This window comes from Mesorhizobium sp. M0816, from assembly GCF_040320005.1.
GTDB lineage: Bacteria > Pseudomonadota > Alphaproteobacteria > Rhizobiales > Rhizobiaceae > Mesorhizobium.
The window spans coordinates 34,460-53,949 of the sequence record NZ_JAMYOT010000022.1 but is presented as its reverse complement, the minus strand read 5'-3'; the positions used below and the strand labels follow the sequence as shown (position 1 = coordinate 53,949).

Annotated in this window: 14 protein-coding genes and 1 pseudogene; 8 read left to right on the top strand and 7 right to left on the bottom strand. The window is 61.3% G+C overall.

The features are described from left to right. Positions 1-1,266: 1,266 nt before the first annotated feature. Positions 1,267-2,325, bottom strand: coding sequence for a LacI family DNA-binding transcriptional regulator (locus NKI17_RS27120; protein ID WP_352692795.1), 1,059 nt, complete (start codon positions 2,323-2,325; stop codon positions 1,267-1,269). Positions 2,326-2,486: 161 nt separating this feature from the next. Between NKI17_RS27120 and NKI17_RS27115 the strand changes: the two genes are divergently transcribed. The 7 genes from NKI17_RS27115 (at position 2,487) to NKI17_RS27085 (ending at position 9,387) form a co-directional block, all read left to right on the top strand. Continuing rightward, positions 2,487-3,476 (top strand): autoinducer 2 ABC transporter substrate-binding protein, encoded by a 990-nt coding sequence (locus NKI17_RS27115; protein ID WP_352692793.1) that lies wholly within the window; start codon positions 2,487-2,489, stop codon positions 3,474-3,476. A gap of 86 nt (positions 3,477-3,562) precedes the next feature. Continuing rightward, the gene (locus NKI17_RS27110; protein ID WP_352692791.1) at positions 3,563-5,077 is read left to right on the top strand and encodes a sugar ABC transporter ATP-binding protein; all 1,515 of its coding nucleotides are present in this window, start codon (positions 3,563-3,565) and stop codon (positions 5,075-5,077) included. Continuing rightward, positions 5,070-6,071: an ABC transporter permease gene (locus tag NKI17_RS27105; RefSeq protein ID WP_352692789.1), complete on the top strand. Its 1,002-nt coding sequence runs from the start codon at positions 5,070-5,072 to the stop codon at positions 6,069-6,071. Before NKI17_RS27110 ends, NKI17_RS27105 begins: the two co-directional genes overlap by 8 nt. Then, entirely contained in the window at positions 6,068-7,063 is a 996-nt protein-coding gene (locus tag NKI17_RS27100) for an ABC transporter permease (protein WP_352725095.1), read from the top strand. The genes NKI17_RS27105 and NKI17_RS27100 overlap by 4 nt, the downstream gene beginning before the upstream one ends. Before the next feature lie 5 nt (positions 7,064-7,068). Beyond that, positions 7,069-7,917, top strand: coding sequence for a sugar phosphate isomerase/epimerase family protein (locus NKI17_RS27095; protein WP_352453096.1), 849 nt, complete (start codon positions 7,069-7,071; stop codon positions 7,915-7,917). 75 nt (positions 7,918-7,992) lie between these two features. Beyond that, entirely contained in the window at positions 7,993-8,577 is a 585-nt protein-coding gene (locus NKI17_RS27090) for a class I SAM-dependent methyltransferase (RefSeq protein WP_352725093.1), read from the top strand. Positions 8,578-8,712: 135 nt separating this feature from the next. Next, complete coding sequence (locus NKI17_RS27085) at positions 8,713-9,387, top strand: protein-L-isoaspartate(D-aspartate) O-methyltransferase (RefSeq protein ID WP_352907034.1); 675 nt, start codon at positions 8,713-8,715, stop codon at positions 9,385-9,387. Positions 9,388-9,452: 65 nt separating this feature from the next. On the opposite strand, the gene NKI17_RS27080 is transcribed toward NKI17_RS27085, so the two are convergent. The 3 genes and pseudogenes from NKI17_RS27080 to NKI17_RS27070 form a co-directional block, all read right to left on the bottom strand. Further along, positions 9,453-9,887, bottom strand: a complete 435-nt coding sequence (locus tag NKI17_RS27080) for a ParB/RepB/Spo0J family partition protein (RefSeq protein ID WP_352692856.1) — start codon at positions 9,885-9,887, stop codon at positions 9,453-9,455. A 146-nt stretch (positions 9,888-10,033) separates the two neighbouring features. Further along, positions 10,034-10,195, bottom strand: a pseudogene (locus tag NKI17_RS27075) (hypothetical protein); the annotation flags it as partial. 727 nt (positions 10,196-10,922) lie between these two features. Then, positions 10,923-12,668, bottom strand: coding sequence for an adenylate/guanylate cyclase domain-containing protein (locus tag NKI17_RS27070; protein ID WP_352692781.1), 1,746 nt, complete (start codon positions 12,666-12,668; stop codon positions 10,923-10,925). A 1,927-nt stretch (positions 12,669-14,595) separates the two neighbouring features. Between NKI17_RS27070 and NKI17_RS27055 the strand changes: the two genes are divergently transcribed. Beyond that, a complete protein-coding gene (locus NKI17_RS27055; RefSeq protein ID WP_352692850.1) occupies positions 14,596-14,712 on the top strand; it encodes an SH3 domain-containing protein in 117 nt (38 codons plus the stop codon). A 131-nt stretch (positions 14,713-14,843) separates the two neighbouring features. Here NKI17_RS27055 and NKI17_RS27050 read toward each other — a convergent pair whose 3' ends face one another. The 3 genes from NKI17_RS27050 to NKI17_RS27040 all read right to left on the bottom strand — a co-directional run bounded on the left by NKI17_RS27050 (position 14,844) and on the right by NKI17_RS27040 (position 19,484). Continuing rightward, positions 14,844-15,503, bottom strand: a complete 660-nt coding sequence (locus NKI17_RS27050) for a cysteine hydrolase family protein (protein WP_352907030.1) — start codon at positions 15,501-15,503, stop codon at positions 14,844-14,846. A 657-nt stretch (positions 15,504-16,160) separates the two neighbouring features. Next, positions 16,161-18,437 carry a hybrid sensor histidine kinase/response regulator gene (locus tag NKI17_RS27045; protein WP_352692777.1) on the bottom strand — a complete coding sequence of 759 codons (2,277 nt, stop codon included), beginning with the start codon at positions 18,435-18,437 and terminating at the stop codon, positions 16,161-16,163. A gap of 837 nt (positions 18,438-19,274) precedes the next feature. Then, a complete protein-coding gene (locus NKI17_RS27040; RefSeq protein WP_352797474.1) occupies positions 19,275-19,484 on the bottom strand; it encodes a hypothetical protein in 210 nt (69 codons plus the stop codon). Positions 19,485-19,490: the final 6 nt, after the last annotated feature.

Genomic DNA, 19,490 nt, shown 5'->3' with positions numbered 1-19,490 from the left:
TCGAACGAGCGCTTAGAACAGGACCACCCTTGCCGTAGGTGTGGGAGGTTGAAGGCCTGCAAGGTCCTGGGTGGCTTCTCGACCAATGTGGGCATTTGGAATTCGATAAAGGACAGCCGGCCAAGGCCAGAGCTCCGTAGCATGCACCCGCACTCCAAATACAGCCATCGCATTAAGACGCAGGCCGAATAAATTTTCGCCAATATTCCGGACTGAGCGGCTAAGCAACGGTGGAGCAACCGTACGTTTGTTACATCCAATTGAAGCCAATCGGGAATAGTCCCAACGGGGCGTGTCTTTGGGGATGGATTGGATGAGCAATGCGCAAAGGGGACTCCAGTTCTAGGAGCATCGCTGCATTTCTAAATAGGGCCGAGTATGGCGACACAGTTTCGATGAAAACGGCACTGAAGCAAATTAGGCAGGCTGCGCCTTGTTTGGTCGCATCCGACGAAGAGCAACCGAGGCGATCGTCGAAGCAGCTGCCATGGGCCTGTCTCAATGAGTGGCATATTATCCTGGCGATTTGGCCTTGTTGAAACAGTGGTCTTTCATCGTGTCTGCGCCGAGGCCGGTATCTCGGTTAGTAGCCAGCAAGCGGAGCGCCTGAGCATGACCGCAATGGCACTCTTCTCGGACGGCGAGTTCGACGAGGCTGTTCTTTATGAACGCCTTCGGCTTGTGGCCGGCTCTCTGCCGAGAAAGGACCAAGCATGACTCCCATCATCGGGAAGCCCTAGCGAGCGTTGTCGGTCGATATGACCTCGTCGATCGACACGTGGGCGACAGGACAAGCGATCCCGCAGCAATACTGTGAGGCGAAGGGTTTGCTGCCTTTGCCGAACTTCCCTGCGCGCCGGTGTTCCACCGCGGAAAAAAGCCCGCCGCACGGTTGGGTGCGGCGGGGCCGGACGGGCGCTGTTGCACCAAGCGGGGACTTGGGTGGGCGGGCTTGCCAGGTGCGCGCGAGCCGTAGACAAACTTAGGCGCATGAGTTGGCCATACGTCTAGTAACCGCCAGTTGGACTGGCCCGAAATCAGGTTTCCACTGTCAAGGGACAGGACAGTTCCCGGAGCCCTGCCCGACGGGATCGACGCCGGCTGCATCCGACCGGTTCAGATCAGAGCCGTGCACACGTCATGAACAGGCAAAGCCGCGCACCCCTGTGAGGTACGAACCGCCGCTGGTTTCCATAACGACGCTACACGTCTCGGGTCTTGATACCTGCGTGCGGGGAGCTGTGCAAAGACCCGTTCTCGGGGCGCTCACGCTATATCCTTCAGCGTGTCGAGCGGCCCTTTCAAAGCGGACCTCGGTTGGATCAACTCCGGCGCAATCAGGAAAATCTGCGGGGCCGTCGGCGGTTCATTGATCAGTTCGAACGCTTTCGCAATCATCGCCTCAAAATTCTGCCGCACCATGATTACGGGGAAGGGCAGGAAAGAGGCGAATGGGTCATAGTCGTAGCAACCGACGACAAGCTCGCTAAACATCTCCGCCGGCCGGCCCGCCATGAAACGCAGCAGACCCTCCATATTGATCGACGAATTGATGAACAATGCGCGCGGCAGCTTGCCACGGCGTTGGCAAAATGCCTCGAAGGCACGCAACGTTATGTCGGGCGAATAGCCGGAGGACTGTACTCCGTCATCAGGGTCGGCGCCCAACAGTGCCTTTTTGGTCGCATGGAAAGCGGCGATGCGTTCGCGGCTTGCGTGGTCGTTGCGGCCGCCAAACAGAAACAGCTCGTCCGGCCGCAGGGGGTCATCATTGCCGAATTGGCGGATGATTGCCTCCGTCAGCATCCGCGCGCCCTCATAGTTGTCGCTGATCACCGAATGCGCCTTTGCTCCCGGTAGGTCGATGTTGACATGCCTCAGTCCCGCCGCCTCGCAGACCTCGTGCACGCCGTCCGGATCGGTGGCGCCGACGATGAAGAGCTGGTCGATTGAGTAGGAAATCAGCGTCTCCGCGGTCCGCCGTTCCTCTTCCGGGTCGCGGCTGGCACTGACCACGACCGGGCATTGACCGCGGCTGCGCACATGTCCCTCAAATGTCTGCGCCATGGAGGAGAAGTAGCGATTGTCGTGGATGGGCAGCATCAGGCCGACCAGGCCCGATCGCGACCGTCGCAAGCCTCGCGCCTGCAGATTGGTGGTGTACTGGTGGCGTTCGGCGAGGCTGAGAATTGTTTCCGCCGTGCTTTCTTTGATGCGGCGCTTGCGCCAAGTGCCATTCAGCACCGCGCTCACGGTCGACGGCGAACTGCCCGATAGCACGGACAGATCATAGATCGTCGCCTTCTTCTTGACCTGCTGATCCATGTGGCCCTCCGGAGGGTCTCTTTAGAGCAATATCCCGCTGGAGCAATATCTCCCTTGACGAGCGCATCTTGATGCAAGATAGTTTTTGCACCATCGATTGTGCAAGCACAAATCGGTGGCGGACGTATGTTCCCTTTGGGAACGCTATGGGAGGAGTACAGATGAAAAAAATCATGATCGCGGCGCTCGCCGCGACCCTTATGGTTGGCGGATCAATCGCTGCCATGGCTCAGCAGGCCGGCAAAGTCGGCGTCGTCGTCAAGATCGGCGGCATTCCCTGGTTCAACGCAATGGAGGCGGGGATCAAGGAGCGCGGCCAGAAGCTCGGCGTCGACGCATTCATGGTTGGCCCGACTAGTGCCGATCCGGCACTGCAAGTTCGCGCCATCGAGGATCTGATCGCACAGGGCGTCAAGGTCATAGGTGTCGTGCCGAATGACGCGAAGGTGCTTGAACCTGTCCTGCAGAAGGCGAAGGACGCCGGCATCATCGTGATCACGCATGAATCGCCCGGCCAGAAGGGCGCCGACTGGGATTTCGAACTCGCGTCCGCGACCGGCTTCGGCGAGGCTCATGCCAAGCTCTTGGCGGACAAGATGGGCGGCAAAGGTGAATATGCAGTCTTCGTTGGTTCGCTGACGGTGCCGCTGCACAATGCCTGGGCCGATGCGGCAATCGCGTATCTGAAGAAGAACCATCCGGACATGAAGCTTGTCGGCGATCGTTATGGCGTCGCCGAGGATGTGGACAAGAGCCGCAGCACTGCACTTGACCTGATTTCCGCCAATCCCGGCTTGAAAGGCTTCCTTGCCTTCGGCAGCCAAGGCCCGATCGGCGCTGGCCGCGCAATCGAAGAGCGCCGGAAGGTGGGCCAGATATTCGTGCTCGGCCCATTCTCGCCGGGGCAGGGACAGAAGCTCATCAAGAGCGACGCGATCTCCGGCGGCTTCATGTGGAATCCGAAGCAGGCGGGTGAGGTTTTCGTCACGCTGGCCGACCAGCTCATGAAGGGCAAAGAAGTCAAGGATGGCGATACGATCGAAGGGCTAGGGACAGTCAAGCCCGACTTCGAAAACCATAACATCATCGTCGATCAGCTGGTCCCGATCAACAAGGACACTGTCGACGGCCTTGCGGCGATGGGCCTGTAAAGCCTCGCAAGGCTGTGGCAGCCGGGCTGGCCTCGAGCCGGCCCGGCTGAGGATGTGTCAACGCGATTAGATCCAGGTTCAACTCGATGGCTGATCAGGCACCCGATGGCTCCGCGTCACGGCCGCTGCTATCGCTCCGAAATGTCAACATGACGTTTGGCGGCGTCAAGGCGCTGAAGAATGTCAGCTTCGAGGTTCTGCCGGGCGAGGTGCATTGCCTCGCCGGCGAGAACGGTTCAGGCAAGAGCACGCTGATCAAGGTCATCACTGGCGTGTACAGGCCCGAGGCCGGCGCCGAGATCGACTATGACGGCCAGAGCTACGCCCATATGTCACCGGTGACGGCGCAGGCCGGCGGAATTCAGGTCATCTGGCAGGACCTCGCCCTGTTCCCCGAGATGACCGTCGCCGAGAACATCGCGTTCCAGACTGTCATCGGCCGCTGGCCGCGACTGGTGAACTATGCCGAAATGCGGCGTGTCGCGACCAACGCCTTGCAACGTCTTGGTGTTACCCTCGATGTCGATCTCGCACTCCACAATTTTCCAATCGCACAGCGGCAGATCGTAGCTATAGCGCGCGCGCTCGTCGGCGAAGCGAAGCTTGTCTTCATGGACGAGCCGACGGCCTCGCTCACCCAATCTGAAACCGACTATCTGCTGGACATTGTGCGCAATCTGTCGGCGTCGGGCGTTGCCGTTGTGTTCGTCAGTCATCGCCTGGCGGAGGTTCTCGAAATCTCCAGCCGTGTGACGGTGCTGCGCGACGGCGCCTTGGTTGGCGTGTATCCGACCAAAGGTCTGACCCAATCGCGCATCACCGAGCTGATGACCGGTAAGACCTTCGACTATTCCGTCCTGCATCGCGATTTGAGCACGAGCCCGGTCATGCTTGAGGTTAAAGGGCTGTCGCGGCCCGGTGAATTCGAGGATGTGTCATTGACGGTCCGGCGCGGCGAGACGCTCGGCGTCACCGGCCTGCTTGGGGCAGGGCGCACCGAGCTGGCGTTGACCTTGTTCGGCATGCGCAAGCCGAGGTCCGGCTCTGTTGTGCTGGATGGCAGGCCCGTTCGCTTCGGTTCCAACCGTGACGCGATCGCCGCCGGCGTCGCCTATCTTTCGGAAGACCGGCTGTCGCTCGGCCTCATTCAGCCCCAATCAATTGCCGACAACATTGTCATTGCCTCGCTGGACAAGGTTCTTTCGGGCGGTTTCATTTCGAGCGATCGCAAAAGGTCCCTGGTCAGTAGCTGGATAAGGGATCTCGGCGTTAGGATCGGAATGCAGGAAGACGCGGTTTCGACCCTGTCGGGGGGAAATCAGCAACGTGTCGCCATTGCAAAATGGCTGGCCACTCAACCGAAACTGCTGATCCTCGACGGACCGACGGTCGGTGTTGATGTTGGCGCGCGTGCCGGCATATTCAATATCGTTTCCAAGCTGGCCGACAGCGGCCTGTCGATTATCCTGATCTCGGACGAGGTACCGGAAGTCTATTTCAACGCGGACCGTGTGCTGCACATGGCTCAGGGGCGCGTTGTCAGCGAATATATTCCCGGCGCCACGTCCCTCCAGGCGATCGAAGAGGCGGTCTATGCGTAGGTTTGTCCGCTCTCATGCAACAGAGCTGGCTTTGCTCGCCGTGATCGCGGTCATCTGCGCCTTTCTGTCGTTTGCGACAGACCGGTTCTTCACCCTCGGCAATGCGTTTGACCTCCTGAACACAAGTTCGGTCAACATCATCTTCGCCGTCGGTCTGCTCGTCGTGCTGATTGCCGGCGGCATTGACATCTCCTTCGCGGTTGCCGCCTCCGTGGTGCAATATCTGACGGCAATAGTCCTTGGCTGGATCGGCGGCGGGAATTGGATTGTCGGCCTCACCATCGCTGGCGCATTGGGCGTCACGTTGGGCTGCATCAATGCTTTCCTGATCCACAGGTTCAGGATCATCTCGATCGTCGCCACGATTTCGACCTTCAACATTTTTTTCGGCTTGCTGATGTTCTTCACAGGCGGCGTTTCGATCTACAATCTGCCGGACTGGCTCACCACCCGCGTGGTGCTGTTCGAGCGCGAGATGGCTGACGGCACCTGGGCGGAGATCACCCTACCCGTGCTCATTATGGCCATGTGCGTATTCGCTACCTGGGGGCTGATCACGCGCACGACCACTGGTCGCCAACTCTACGCTTTTGGCGACAATCCGGAAGGCGCGCGCCGCTTCGGCATCAATGTTGGGGCCATGCAATTTATCGCCTTCGGCTGGCTTGGCCTGATGGCAGGCATCGCCGGTCTCGTCCAAGCGCATTACGCGCAGGAAGTCGTGCCTAACGCCCTATATGGGCGCGAACTCGACGTCCTGGCAGCCGTGGTCCTTGGCGGTGCACGGCTTGGCGGCGGCAAAGGCAGCGTGCTCGGCTGCATTCTTGGCGTTCTGTTGGTCTCGATCACCCAGAACGGACTTAATTTGATGGGCGTGTCGCCTTTCGCGTTCAAGATGATCGTCGGCACCATCATCCTAGCCGCCATTACCCTGTCGAACACCAGCATCGAACGCCTGCTGCCGTTCCTGAAAAGCCGGCGGGTGCCTTCATGACGGCTGTGATTGAACGCGTCCGCAACTTGCTTGGCCCCGAACTGGCAGGTCCGCTTGCTGCGTTCGTGGTAGTCATGATCGTGTTCGGCATTGCCGCACCGAACTTCCTTTCCCGGGCCACTTTTGGCTCCGTCGCCTACCAGCTGCCGGAGCTCGGCCTGCTCACACTCGCCATGCTGCTCCCGATCCTGACCGGCGGCCTGAACCTGGCCATCACCTTCACCGCCAACATCGCCGGGCTGACGCTCGCTTGGATCCTTCAAAGCCAGGGCGGCGTCGACGCGGGCATCGGTGCCTTTGTCCTTGGCGCGATCCTTGCCCTTGCGGTCGGAGCACTTAGTGGACTGATCATGGGGCTCGTCATCGCCAACACCAAGGCTCACCCGATCCTGGTCTCGCTGTCGATGATGATTTTCCTGCGCGGTCTCGGTGAGTTCCTGACGCATGGCGGCGACGTGTCCGGCTTTCCCAGCTTCCTGGCGCCGATCGGCTACGGTTCGATTCTTGGTATCCCGGTTCCGTTGCTCATTTTCATCACCTGTGTGCTGATCTGGCAGCTCCTGCTGACACGCATGAAGCTAGGCTTCAACACCTATATGATCGGCTCCAACATCGAGGCCACGCGCTACTCCGGCATTAATACACGCAAGGTGCAGGTTCTGGTCTACACACTGTCCGGTGCGATGTGCGCGGTCGCCGGTATCATCATGCTGGCGCGCTTCAATTCGGTGCGTGTCGGCCACGGCGAGTCCTACCTGCTGATCACTGTGCTTGCCTGCTTTCTTGGCGGGGTCAATCCGTTCGGCGGCTTCGGTCGCGTGATCCCTGTCTTCGTCGCGCTCGTGGTGCTCCAGCTTCTGTCCTCGGGACTCAATCTGATGGGCGCCAACCAGCATCTGGCGACGGCGGTCTGGGGCATTTTGATGATCACCGTGATGATCCTGCGCTGGCTTGCTGGGCGCCTAAAGTTCCTAAACACAAACAAAGGGTGAGTTAGATGCATGGTTTTGGGGTCCACACCTCGATGTGGACGATGAACTGGGACCGGGCGGGCGCAGAGAAGGCGATCGCCGCTTCCGTCAAATACGGCATGGACTTTATCGAGATCGCGCTTCTGAACGCGCCGGCGGTCGATGCCGCGCATACGCGCGCCTTGCTCGAAAAGCACAATCTTCCAGCTGTTTGCTCGCTTGGCTTGCCGGAGCGGGCCTGGGCCTCGGTGCGGCCGGATGCCGCCATCGAACATCTCAAAGTGGCCATCGACAAGACTGCAGAGATGGGCGCTCTGGCGCTTTCCGGTGTGATTTTCGGTGGTATCGGTGAACGCACCGGCGTGCCACCCACCGACAAGGAATACGACAACATCGCGCATGTGCTGACCGTCGCCGCCAAGCACGCCAAGACGCGCGGCATAGAGCTCGGAATCGAGGCGGTGAACCGCTACGAGAACCACCTGATAAATACCGGGGCGCAGGCCGTCTGGATGCTCGAGAAAGTCGGCGCCGACAACATCTTTGTCCATCTCGACACCTATCACATGAACATCGAGGAGAAGGGGGCCGCCAATGGTATTCTGGCCGCTCGTGAGCACCTGAAATACATTCACTTGTCAGAGAGCGATCGCGGCACCCCGGGCACCGGCAACTGCCCCTGGGACGAGATCTACGCAACGCTCGCGGCGATCGGCTTCAAGGGCGGACTTGCCATGGAAAGCTTCATCAACATGCCGCCGGAAGTCTCCTATGGCCTCTCCGTCTGGCGGCCGGTCGCGAAGGACGAGGCCGAAGTGATGGGCAATGGCTTGCCTTTCCTGCGCAACAAGGCTCGCCAATACGGTCTGATCTGACCCAATGCATGACGGGCAGGAGGCGGACGGCGCGAATATCGCCGTCTTCGACGTTGGCAAAACCAGCTCTCGGCGATGACGTTCGACGGCGTGCTCGCCGAGAGTCTTTCTGTCCGCAACGAGGTTCGGCCCGGTACAACCTTGGCGGGAACCACGACCTCAAGGGCATTAGCGACTGGCTGTTCGGCTCGCTTGCCACTTTGTGCCGACAAGGAAATTCTCGATATTGGCTGCAACATGGGTGTCGTCGCCTATGAGATATCCAAGCTAAGACCCAGTTCGATCCATGGGATCGACATTGCCAAACCTCATATCGAAACGGCAAAAATGTTATTGAGGGGCTCCCCGGTACATGCCCGGTTCGATCGCCTAAATCTTGGCAGCCGGCGCCTCGGCAATATCCTTCTGCCGAAATACGATATCGTCCTGCTGCTGGCCGTCTATCAGCACATGCAGCGCAACATCGGCCCAGGCAAGGCGCGAAGGGTGCTTTCCAATATTGTGAGGCGCACCTCAAACGTCGTTGCCCGCGTTCCGCCTGGAACGGATGGCGAATTCATCGAAACGCTTGCCGATGAGGGCTGCACTCGGCATCTTCCCTCACCTCAACAGTCGTGCGTTCGTCTGAGTTCGTTTCTGCGAACGCGCCGTGGTCGATAACGACCAAAACGCAACGCCCAAATCACCTCCACTTGCCGTTGGGCACCCGCAACTGGAAACGATGGCGGGCGCTACCGTGACGAACAGGATATAATGCTCACCGGCAGCAAGCTGGTTGAGGAAAGCCCCACCGTCATGAAGCCAATGAACGAAGAGCACCTCGCGGTCCTACGCAGGCACATGGTCGAGATGATTGCAATCCATACCGACCTTGCAAGCGAAGAACTCGGCAAGGCGGCGCTCGATGAGCGGGTGATGGCAGCGATGCGGCGAGTGCCGCGGCATCTCTTCGTTCCAGCCTCGGTTGCAGCTTATGCCTACCAGGACATGCCCCTGCCGATCGGCTTCGATAAAACCGTCTCGCAGCCGTTCATCGTCGCTCTCATGACCGATCTCCTTGCGCCGCAACCGCACGAGGCGGTGCTCGAGATCGGCACCGGCCTGGGCTATCAAACCGCAATTCTTGCGGAACTCGCCGGGCAAGTTTGGAGCGTCGAAATCATCGAGGAATTCGCAATCCATGCGAAGGCTCTCCTGCAGGGCCTCGGCTTAGCCAATGTCGGCATTCGTGTCGGAGACGGGTCTCGTGGCTGGCCCGAGCACGCCCCATTCGACAAGATCCTGGTCACGGCGGCGGCTGAGCAGACCCCCCCGGCTTTACTGAAGCAACTCAAGCCGGGGGGACGCCTGATTCTGCCTTTGGGATCTGAAGAAGCACAGTTTCTGACTGTCATCGACAAGGATGCGGCAGGGCAGCTCGGGACCCGGAAACTCATCCCGGTTCGGTTCAGCCGGCTCGAAACGGCCTAATGGAAGGTGCAGACAGCCGCGACGGGCAGCGCTTTCAAGCTTGGCTGCGACAAGCGCGTCCAGCTTCACGACATCGACGGCGAAACCGCCTCGCCTTCCTTGTCATCGAACAGATCGCGCCTGACGCTCCCGCCTGCCGCCTCGTAGGCGTCCAGCCCACCCAGGAAATTTGACCCTCTTGTCGCTTGCCCGAACGCCCCGCCAGCAAGCGCGGAACGAATGTTTTGCGCGTAACGGTTCCACGCCGGCAGTTCATTCCACACCCGTTCCTGCGCCTCGTGATCGTCGCTGATCGTGAAGGCCGAAAGCTGCTCAAAGGTCATGTCCTCGTTGCGGTAGGCTTCCAAGAGGCGCGGCGACACGCGACCAAGGGCAAGGCAGCGGCGCACAATCGTTTCGGCCGCGCCGAACCGTGCGGCAATGTCGGGGACCGACTTGCCTTCGTCCGCCAGATCGCGGAACGCCTCGTACTGGTCGACCGAGTGCATGTCCTCGCGCAAGACGTTTTCGGCAAGACTGGTCGCCTTCGCGTCCCCTCCCGCTCGCTCCTTGCATTCAACGGGGAATCCTTCGCGATCTCTCCCTTCTCGGCCAGCAGATTGAGTGCTGCGCGGCGTCGCCCGCCAGCGCTCACGAAATAGCGGCCCTTCTTGTCGCCCTTCCTGACGACAAGGTTTTGCAGCAGCCTGTAGCCATCGGCCCTGTTGCTCGCTGCCAGCGCCGCGATACCCTCGGCGCTATAGGTTTTGCGGACGTTCTTCGGGTCTACGTCCAGCTTGTTCAATGAAATGGTTATGGTCTCGGTCATGATGCTTTCTCCTGATTTCCCTTTTTCCCGCGAAGCGAAATCCTGCCCGAAGGGGCAGGAGCCCCGCTCCTGCTCCCGAGCTCGTGCGGAACAGCGGCGGAGAGGGGGCAAGACGACAAATCGGACGGGGATCACCCGCCCGAAGGCGAAGCCGGGGGTCGGCGCCGATCCGCGTATGTGGATCCGCGTCGATCCTGCACAGAGCGCGGCCCTGGCCGCGCGGAGGAAGGACGGGGAGACCGATTTTCCCCTTGCAGGGGAGAGGGGGCAGAGCCGCCCTTTCCCCCCTCTTTTCACTACTAACCCTGACCCGGCTGGGCTGGCGGCCGCCGCCCTGTGGAAGCAGGCGCGGCGCCGTCGGTCACGACGGCTGGTTGTCGTTGCCGGATTTGCCCTTGAACTCAACCGCACCCGACCAGGCTGCGCAACCCCGACCAGCTGCGCCTGGCCAGTGCTCTACCTCAGCCAAGTCGTGAGGGACCACGGCAGCAGCTAGCGCCGGTGGCGGGAAAAGTCATGCTCTCCTAAAGGGAGAGACGAGCGCCTTTGTCGGAATGTCGCAGTGGGCTGGAAACCGGAAGTTCGACGCGAACCCAACGGAGAGCTTGCCGGCTGTTCACGGCTGCTCTACGCGCTCAGTCCTCAGACAAGCCGGCCAGAGAACTGTCCTTCCAGAAGCGAAGGGGTCAAGGGAACGTCGCCTCGCCGGGCATTGCAACCGCGACGATCACTCCGGCACGCCGGAGATGCCCAGCGCCTCGACGTAACGCTCGGCGAACACCTCGTCCAGCCACGGGTTGATCTGTCTCTGCAGGGTGAGCGTGTAGGTCGGGAACGCCTTCATAAGCCGCCGCGCCGCCGCCTGCGCTTCGTCCAGCCGGTTGAGTTTGATCAGCGCCATGATCACCACCCGGTGCGAGGAGCCGTAGTTAGGCATCTCGTGCAGCGCACGTTCTCCCCATGCCAGCGCTTCCTCGTAGCGCTCGAGCATCAGGTAGCTCATCCCGATGCCGGAGAGCGCGATGCCCTTTTCGGGGTCGACCGGGCTCAGCCGCATTGCCCTGTGAAAGTGCTCGATGGCGACGAGCGGGCGGCTGGAATGTGCGTTCACCCAGCCGCTGCCCGTATGGCCCTGCGCCGAATTGGGGTTGAGCATCAGGGATCGCTCGATCGCGCCCAGCGCCACCTCGTAGTCCTTCGCGCTGTAGGCGAGCACCTGCGCGGCGAAGCGTAGGCTCGTGGGGTCGTCGCGCGCTTCCGCCAGTACCTCGCGCGCCATGCGCGCGGCGACTCGGGTATCGTCCGGCTCGTGCCAGCACTGGCTCACGGATAGGCTGCGGATATAGGCGCCGAGTGCCTTCGCCAGGATGAAGCCAGGGTCGATGCTGAGCGCCTCGTTGGTGAGCCGGCGCACGTCGGCAAAGCCTTCGCGCGTCATGCTGTAGAAGCGCGGCAGCGCGCGAAGGTAGAGGTCGTAGGCGCTGATGTACTCGGTCGGCTTCATGCGCGCCTGTTTGATCTCTTGCAGCCGGATGCTCGGTTCGACTGCGCCGACGACGCTCTCGGTCACTTTGTCCTGCAGGTCGAAGATGTCGCTCACGTCGCCCTCGAAGCGGTTGGTCCAGACATGGTGCCCGCTGATCGCGTCCACCAACTGCCCACTGATGCGCACCCGCGATCCTGCTCTGCGGATGCTGCCTTCTAGCACGTAGCGGACGCCCAGCTCGCGCCCGACCTGGCGCAGGTCAACCGCCCGGCCCTTGTAGGTGAACGACGAGTTGCGGGCGATCACGAAGAAGGAGTTCACCCGGCTCAATCCCGTGATGATGTCCTCCACCAGCCCGTCGGCGAAGTATTCCTGGTCGGGATCGCCGCTCATGTTTGTGAAAGGCAGAACCGCGATCGAGGGTTTCTCGGGCAAGGGAGGCGGTGCAGCCACCGAGGCGCTGGCGTCGCTCTCGACGCGGTAGGCGCGCACAGGCCGCTCGATGTTCTTGAGGCGCAGGTTGCCGAGCGGCGTGAAGCCGCAGTCGAGCTTGCCCTGAAGGTGGTCGTACGCGGTGCCCGAGACGACCACGGTGCCGGGATCGGCGATGCTTTCGAGGCGGGCGGCGATGTTGACCCCGTCGCCGTAGAGGTCGCCGTCCTCCTCGCAGACCACGTCGCCGAGATTGACGCCGATGCGCAAGCGAATCCGCTCTTCCTCGGGCATCTCCGCCTCGTGTTCTGCCAGGGCCTGCTGGATCGCCATCGCCGAGGCCACCGCGTTGACGACGCTCGCGAACTCACACAACATGCCGTCGCCGGTGAGCTTGACGATCCGACCCCGGTGCTCAGAGACCAGCGGTTCGAGGAGGTCCTTGCGGTACGTCTTCAGCCGCTCGAGCGTGCCGCGCTCGTCCCGCTCCGTCAGGCGCGAATAGCCGACCACGTCGCAAGCCAGGATCGCTGCGAGGTGGCGCTGCGTGGCCATTGCACCACTCAGCCAAGCGCCTGCACGCGGGCCGCCCCGCGTCCATGTCCTGCCAACTTCCTGACTCCCCGTGTGCATGGTATCCATCTCTCCCAGTCGCCGCCCGTCGACGATTCAGAACGCAGAACGCAGCTCGACCTTGCCTTCACGAGATTTCGCTATCCCGCTTGCGAGGCGTGGAGCGTTCCAGTCGCCGCGCTAACAGCCAAGCGACGACACGCCCACGCAGCCTGTAGAGACGCTGACACGCCACTCCCAGAAGGCCGGAGATATTTCCTGCCCTGCGTAACCGATTGATGCCACCGTGGCGGTGCTTTTGTCACCGCGATGTAACAGCGAGATGCCCTACGAACTCGCGCATCGGGCATCACACCAGACGTTCGCGCTTAGAGGTGCTGAGGTTGGCAAGTGGCGCTATCGACTCCTTGCTGAAGGCGCCGCCCGAGTACCGAATCCTGCTGGAGGCGAAAGAATGACCCAAAGCGGACACCACTTTCGCGGCGCGCTTCAGACAGGTACAATATCGCATGCTCGACATCGAAGCGGAAGCAGCAGCATTGGCAGGACTTTTCGGCACGGGCCAATCGGCGCCCGTTGTTGACTGCTACTCATCCATCCCTCGACATGCCCACCGCATACCAGATTGACTGTTCAATCTCGCGATCGACAGCAAGTTGCGGGGTTGCGACCTGGTCACGATCACCGTCGGAGACGTTGGATTGGACCCTCGACCTCTACAAAAGCACACGGAGCTTCTGGTCGGGCTACGACGGCATTCCGAAGCGATCGCTTCGGCGAGAAGTCGTCGTTCTCAATCGGGCGACGGGGGATACATCGGCGAAGACGGCATAAGGGAGGATGGGCCAGACCGAGCCGACGGACGTAGCCAAGGCCTTGGAGCGCATAGCGCCTGGCCGGGAGGCCGCCGCCAGCCAGACTTACGCGGCGCGTCGTTGAGCGAGGTGAAGACCCGAACGGGCTCGACGAGGGTCCACGGCGGTCACAATGTGGTGGTGGTGATCGCAGTAGACGCGATCCGGCGAAGTTGGCCCAGCACAAAAACGATAACCGCCGGGTACTGACGGGTCTTCGCTCACCGGGAAGCGGCACTGATAGAGGCCTAGCTGAATGAGGGGGACATCTCTCGAAGTTAATCTGATATTTTCAGGCATGATGGTTTCCTAGTTCACAGCAATTGCCGGCTGACGGCCGCAGTGCGACCCGTCGGGGCGAGCTTGTCTCGTTTTGGAGGGCTATGGATCACCATATGGTGTTGGTAGCACCGTCAATGAAGCCCGACGTCCTGCTTCTGAAGCCAATAGTTTGCGACTTAAGGCCACACGCGCGAACGCATTGGCAATCTACCATCGTGTCCCCGAGGCACCCGCCCGCCGGGGTTTGTCGGCGGGGGGGCACTGGCTTGTGGCCCCCTATGAGACGCGCTCTGCCGACACCCTCGTTCACAGTCCGGACCACCTCATGCCGGGTCGCTCTAGCCGCCAAAACCCAAATCACTCTGAACGACCGAGTTCGACCCTTTGCCGTCATCCAGTTGGGAACGTCGCATGACGCGATCTGACCCGTTGCTGTCATTGGCGTCCGGGATGATGAACGGCTCGATTGAGCGCTTTGCAGCCTTTGCTCCGCCTCAACTTTTGGTAGCACTGCCCACACGGATATGGCCTTGATGAGAAGGGTTGAGCGCTCAGGCGATGCAATATGAGGTCACAGAAGACTGGACGGCGACGTATCATGCGCCGGTAGTTCTTAGTGCCGGTGAAACGATTGAACTGAGCGGTCGCCAGATATTTGGGATGGCCACATTTGGCTTTGGGCAAAAAGCCCGGCTGGCAAGGAAGGGTGGATACCGGACAGCCTGGTGAAAACGATCAACGGCAAGCACGTCGCAGGAGAAGACTACTCGGCCATGGAACTCACATGTAAGCGGGGACAGATCGTGACGGCGTCGAGGAGGGTTCTATGCCGCGCGGAAGGCCGGACCGGCTGGGTTCCGAAGAACCATCTTGCGGTCCGCACGGCATAGGTTCGGGATCGGCTGGCCGACGTCCGCTCTGTCCGCAATGCGGCTGTTCCCCGTGCCAGCCCTGGGCTTCCGTTCCCCACACGACCGAACCGCCCGAAGGATTCGGCTCTGCTGCACAGCCACGAAGCGTTCTACGTCGCGGTTGGGTGGGGAGCCGTCACTCGCTCCGAGACGGCCGATGAAGCCAGCTTGATCTTGTCGATCATCTGATCGACAGTGAGCACTTGGGCGAAGGCCAGGCCTAGTACTGCGCAGGTCGTCCGCACCAGAACGTCCCGGGGGACGCCATCGATACCGGCGGTGGAGGTACCGTCGCTAAGAAAGAAGACCCGGAAGTCGCGCACGGCGGCTTCGCGGGCGGTGGTTTCGGCGCAGACATTGGTGGCGATGCCGGTGATGATCACGCTGTCGATGCCCCGCGAGCGCAAGGTGACCTCAAGGTCGGTGCCGTGGAAGGCGCCGTAGCGAGGCTTCTTCAGCACGATGTCGCTCGGCTCGATCTTCAGGTCCTTGTGGAACGCGGCGGGGAACGAGCCTTCGGCGAGCATCCCCTCGTGGGTAGGCGGGATAAGTTCGCCCATCACTCCCGCGTTCGAACCGTCGGGCCGGATGACGTGGGCGGTGTGGATGACCAGCACGCCTGCCTGGCGACAGACGGCCGCGAGCTTGTTGACCCGGGCCACCACCTCCGGGCCATCGGGAGCCGCAGCCGGCGTCCCCTCGACGAACACGTTCTGCAAGTCAATGTTGACCAGCACCAGCTTCAGCGGATTGACCGGAAAGTCCGCCATGATCACCCTCCTATGATGCGTTTGCTGTGTTGCCAGCAACTGGTTCGCTGCATCGCTGGAACGAACGTAGGGCTAGCTCGTCATCGTCTCACCCCCAGAAGGCCCCGACAAGCCTTATCGCACACTGCTCCTGACAGTACTTTGTTAGCAGCCAGGGCATTCCTGACATAGCCGTAGAATTCACCCTGCTCGCCGCACTATGTGACGACCGCTTTGGGGGTCGGATCACGACACTCGCAACGTTGACTGCCAAGGTCGGGAATTGGCGCCACTTGCTCGTTCCCATCGATGAGACGAATGGCAACGTTCCGACCCTTCTCTGCCCTTCGTTCGGAGAACTTCTAAGGCAAGCACTGACCCGAGTCGGCCCTTTGACGCTCACCTCGGCCTTCAGAGCAGCTGAATCGCCCGCCGCCCGGGTAGCGCCAGGAGCTGCCATTCCCGGCGCTTCTCCAAACCTGACCTTCGCGCTACGGCTTGAGTCGACCCGATTGAGACGGAGGACGCTCCATCGCGATATAATCCGAGCCCATGCGCCAACGCAGTGTCGAAGAAAAAGGTTTTATGCGGTATTGCGCGAGCAAGCTGGACTGCGATGCGTGTTCGCTGACGCTGCGGTGTTGTCCGAAGGCGCCAGCGCGCAAAGAGGGTCGTTGGCTAGCGCGGAACGTCTGCCAACGAGCTTAGTGCCCGGCGGATAGAATCGCGCGAAAACGGCTTCTCGACAACTGGTCGACCGGCCCGTTCAACGAAGCGCGCCGCAGCGCCGCCGAGCGTGTCGCCGGTAACGAAAACGAATCGCTCCGCTATGCCCGGGGTTGCCTGACAGGCCCAGTCGAACAAGGCGGGGCCGTCGATGTTCGGCATCCGCAGATCGCAAAAGATCACATCGAAAACAGCACTCATCAGCGCTGCCTTGGCGCCGGCGCCGTCCTCGACAATCCTGACGGCAAAACCTTCAGCCTCTAGTAGTTCTGCCATCGTTTCTCCAACCTCCCGCTCGTCATCGACCACAAGGGCGGTGCAACCGATGCCCGCGACCGAGTGCGCCGCAACACCTTCGACTGAATCTGACGAAGTGCAGGCCTCCACCGGCAACAGCAACCGGAGATGCGCGCCGTCCGCACGGTCAAGCAGGGCCAGCCGTCCATTGTGCGACTGCACCACGCTGAGCGAGAAAGCGAGCCCGATCCCGGTGCCGGCACCCTGAGCCTTGGTGGTAAAAAACGGATCGAAAATGCGATTCCGGATCTCGGCGGGCACACCGGGGCCATTGTCGGCGATCACGATCTGGAGGTCATTGCCTTCAAGCGACGTTTCGATCTCGATCCGCCGCGGTGCGGGTATCTCCTGCAGGGCGTGTTGCGCGTTGACAATCAGGTTGTAGAACACCTGATGCATCTGGTCAGGGTCGACTTCCAGAGGCGGCAGGCCCTCGGCGAGCCGGCATTGCACCTCGATGCCCGCCGTGCGCAAACCGTAGCCGGCGATATCGAGAACTGCGCGGATCAGATCGTTGATGTTGGTACTGCGGCGCTCCGGCTGGCGTTGTCGCGCCATTGCCAGGAAGGTCTTCACGATGCGTGCGCAGCGCTCGGCGGCGAGTCTGATCTTGCCGGCCCGCTGTGCGTGGGCGGTTCCGCCTAGAAATTCTTCCAGCAACTGGGCCTGCGCGACGACGACCGCCAAGGGGTTGTTGAGTTCGTGCGAAACGCCGGCAAGCAGCGAACCAAGTGCGTTGAGCCGCTCGCTCTGAGCCAATGCCTCACGCGACCGCGCCAGTTCGGCTTCAGCCGCCTTGGTTGCGGTGAGATCAAGAATGCTGCCGACGATCACCGGTCGCTCGTCCATCTCGATGTGGCGCCAACTCAGCGACACGGGAAACGCGGAGCCGTCCAGTCGCCGAAGTTGAGCCTCCACGCCGTCGGCGCGCGGCTGCTGACGTGACAGGGTTTTGAGGCGCCGATAGTCTTCCCGTGTGGCGAACCAGCGGTGCTGCCGGAAGCTGTCCTCGTCATCCGGGCCTATACCCATGATCTCGCGGAAGGCGGGATTGGCGTTAATCAGCTGCCTCGTTCGCGAGTCTATGAAAACGACCGGAACCGGATGATAGTGAGTGAGGTCTCGGAAGCGCCGCTCGCTTTGCTGCAGGCGCTCGGCTGCGCGCTTCTGCTCGGTTATGTCGATATCGAAGCCGCCGATGCGCGCCTGCTGCTGATCGGCTCCCAGAACGGGAAAGCGGACGACAAGGCTCCAGGCATAGTCGGCCGCGTTGCTTAGGAATTCCTCAATTGCAATCGCCTGTCCTGATTCCAGGACGCGGCGATCGTTTTCCGCGATCATCGCGGCTTCCTGGGGCCCGAAAATGTCGGCCGCGCTTAATCCGATTGCGCTCTCGGCCGGCCGGCCGAAGACCTTTCCCATTTCCGGATTGGCGACCAGATAGCGACCGTCGGTATCCTTCAGGTACATGCCTACGGGAGCATGCTTCATAAACGCCGCCAATCGGGCTTCGCTGGCACGCAGAGCGGCGTCGGCAGCCTGGCGCTGCGACAGGTCGCGCAAGCTCGCCGTGAAGAAGCGACGTTTGCCGCTCCGGGCTTCGGTGATCGTGAGTTCCACCGGAAACTCGGTGCCGTTCGCTCGCATGGCAGTCTGCTCTGTGCGACGCCCAAGCAACAGCGGGACGCCACCCGCAAGATAGGCCGCAAGCCCATCTGCGTGCGCCTTGCGCAGATGCGGCGGGACGATGAGCTCCGAGATCTGTCTGCCGACCGCTTCAGCGCGCGAATAGCCGAAGGTCTCCTCGGCCGCCGGGTTGAATTCCACAACCAATCCGGCTTCGTCCGTGACGATCACGCAGTCGAGCGATGAGCGAACCACCGAAGCGAGGATCGCCTCTTGGAATGCGTTTCCGGCGTCGTCTTCTTGCAAGGGCGGGCACTCCGTGACGACCGGTCGGAACGCTGGCCGTCGGGCTGGCAAGGATGACGATTATCGTGAGTTCCGGCAAGATGCCTGAATCCGACCGCAGTACGGTGCGGGGGTGGGGAAACGCTTGCACCAGCAGGACAAGGAGCGCCAGTTGCCGACGTTTGGTTACACGCCGGAATGCAGACCTTCGGGAACGACGATGTAAGCGCCAGGACTTCAGGAGCCTTCCGAAAGTTGATAGACTTGCGCAACGCGCCCGCCCGGATACGCCCACCGATCTCCTTGCGTGAAGGTGATCCTCACGTCAGGGTATCGGACGCCGCAGCCGATGCGGGAGGCTGGTGCGATGGAGGACCACTGCTGGCGAAACCTTACGATCACACGCTGCTTGTCAATTGATCAACCGCCTGCTCAGCACGCGGGAGCGTCTTCGAGATAGGGGAGCCGCTTGAGAGCAGTGACTAACGAGCCGGAGGAGTGTGCCCGGCACGAGTAGGGGGTCGGGCGGAGCATCGTGCCGGGCCTGAGCAATCCCCAGCAAGCGCCGGCTCCATGCGCCTATCTCAAAAGGTGACCGTCACAACGACAATATCCGTATAGGTGCCGGACGGCGGCGTCGACCGTCCGCACCGCTATTTGAGACTGTAGTGCACCCTGCCAGAGATATGCTCGATATCAAAAAGCCCGATGGCCAATGCGTTGCTTGCGAATGATCGCTGAATGCCAACCTGATTCTGTTTCATACCCGTCACCTCAACTGACAATAGTGCAGGCTAGATGGGGATACGGCGCGAAACAAGGGAGCGCCTCTTCTTTGGTTCGGCCGATCGCTTCTAGTCAGCAGCCGCGGGCCAGCCGCATCGCCTGCAAAGCCAAATCGTACGTGATAGGCTGATCGCGCAGCCATGGTCCGAACTCGCCATGAGGCACTGACGCCTTGACCGCGAGCATCCTCTTGCCGAATGCGATCAGTTCCTCGCGGCTGCGCTGGCGCTTGGTGAAGCCCTGCCGGCCCTTTTCAGTCTCGCTGGCGTCCGCCTTGGCCATCCGGGA

Excerpts from the sequence above, each read along its gene's own strand:
- NKI17_RS27090 (WP_352725093.1), top strand. The coding sequence starts at position 7,993 with ATGACGTTCGACGGCGTGCTCGCCGAGAGTCTTTCTGTCCGCAACGAG.
- NKI17_RS27040 (WP_352797474.1), bottom strand. The coding sequence starts at position 19,484 with ATGGCCAAGGCGGACGCCAGCGAGACTGAAAAGGGCCGGCAGGGCTTC.
- NKI17_RS27070 (WP_352692781.1), bottom strand. The coding sequence starts at position 12,668 with ATGGCCACGCAGCGCCACCTCGCAGCGATCCTGGCTTGCGACGTGGTC.
- NKI17_RS27120 (WP_352692795.1), bottom strand. The coding sequence starts at position 2,325 with ATGGATCAGCAGGTCAAGAAGAAGGCGACGATCTATGATCTGTCCGTG.
- NKI17_RS27085 (WP_352907034.1), top strand. The coding sequence starts at position 8,713 with ATGAAGCCAATGAACGAAGAGCACCTCGCGGTCCTACGCAGGCACATG.
- NKI17_RS27115 (WP_352692793.1), top strand. The coding sequence starts at position 2,487 with ATGAAAAAAATCATGATCGCGGCGCTCGCCGCGACCCTTATGGTTGGC.
- NKI17_RS27110 (WP_352692791.1), top strand. The coding sequence starts at position 3,563 with ATGGCTGATCAGGCACCCGATGGCTCCGCGTCACGGCCGCTGCTATCG.
- NKI17_RS27055 (WP_352692850.1), top strand. The coding sequence starts at position 14,596 with ATGGAACTCACATGTAAGCGGGGACAGATCGTGACGGCGTCGAGGAGG.
- NKI17_RS27095 (WP_352453096.1), top strand. The coding sequence starts at position 7,069 with ATGCATGGTTTTGGGGTCCACACCTCGATGTGGACGATGAACTGGGAC.
- NKI17_RS27105 (WP_352692789.1), top strand. The coding sequence starts at position 5,070 with ATGCGTAGGTTTGTCCGCTCTCATGCAACAGAGCTGGCTTTGCTCGCC.
- NKI17_RS27050 (WP_352907030.1), bottom strand. The coding sequence starts at position 15,503 with ATGGCGGACTTTCCGGTCAATCCGCTGAAGCTGGTGCTGGTCAACATT.
- NKI17_RS27100 (WP_352725095.1), top strand. The coding sequence starts at position 6,068 with ATGACGGCTGTGATTGAACGCGTCCGCAACTTGCTTGGCCCCGAACTG.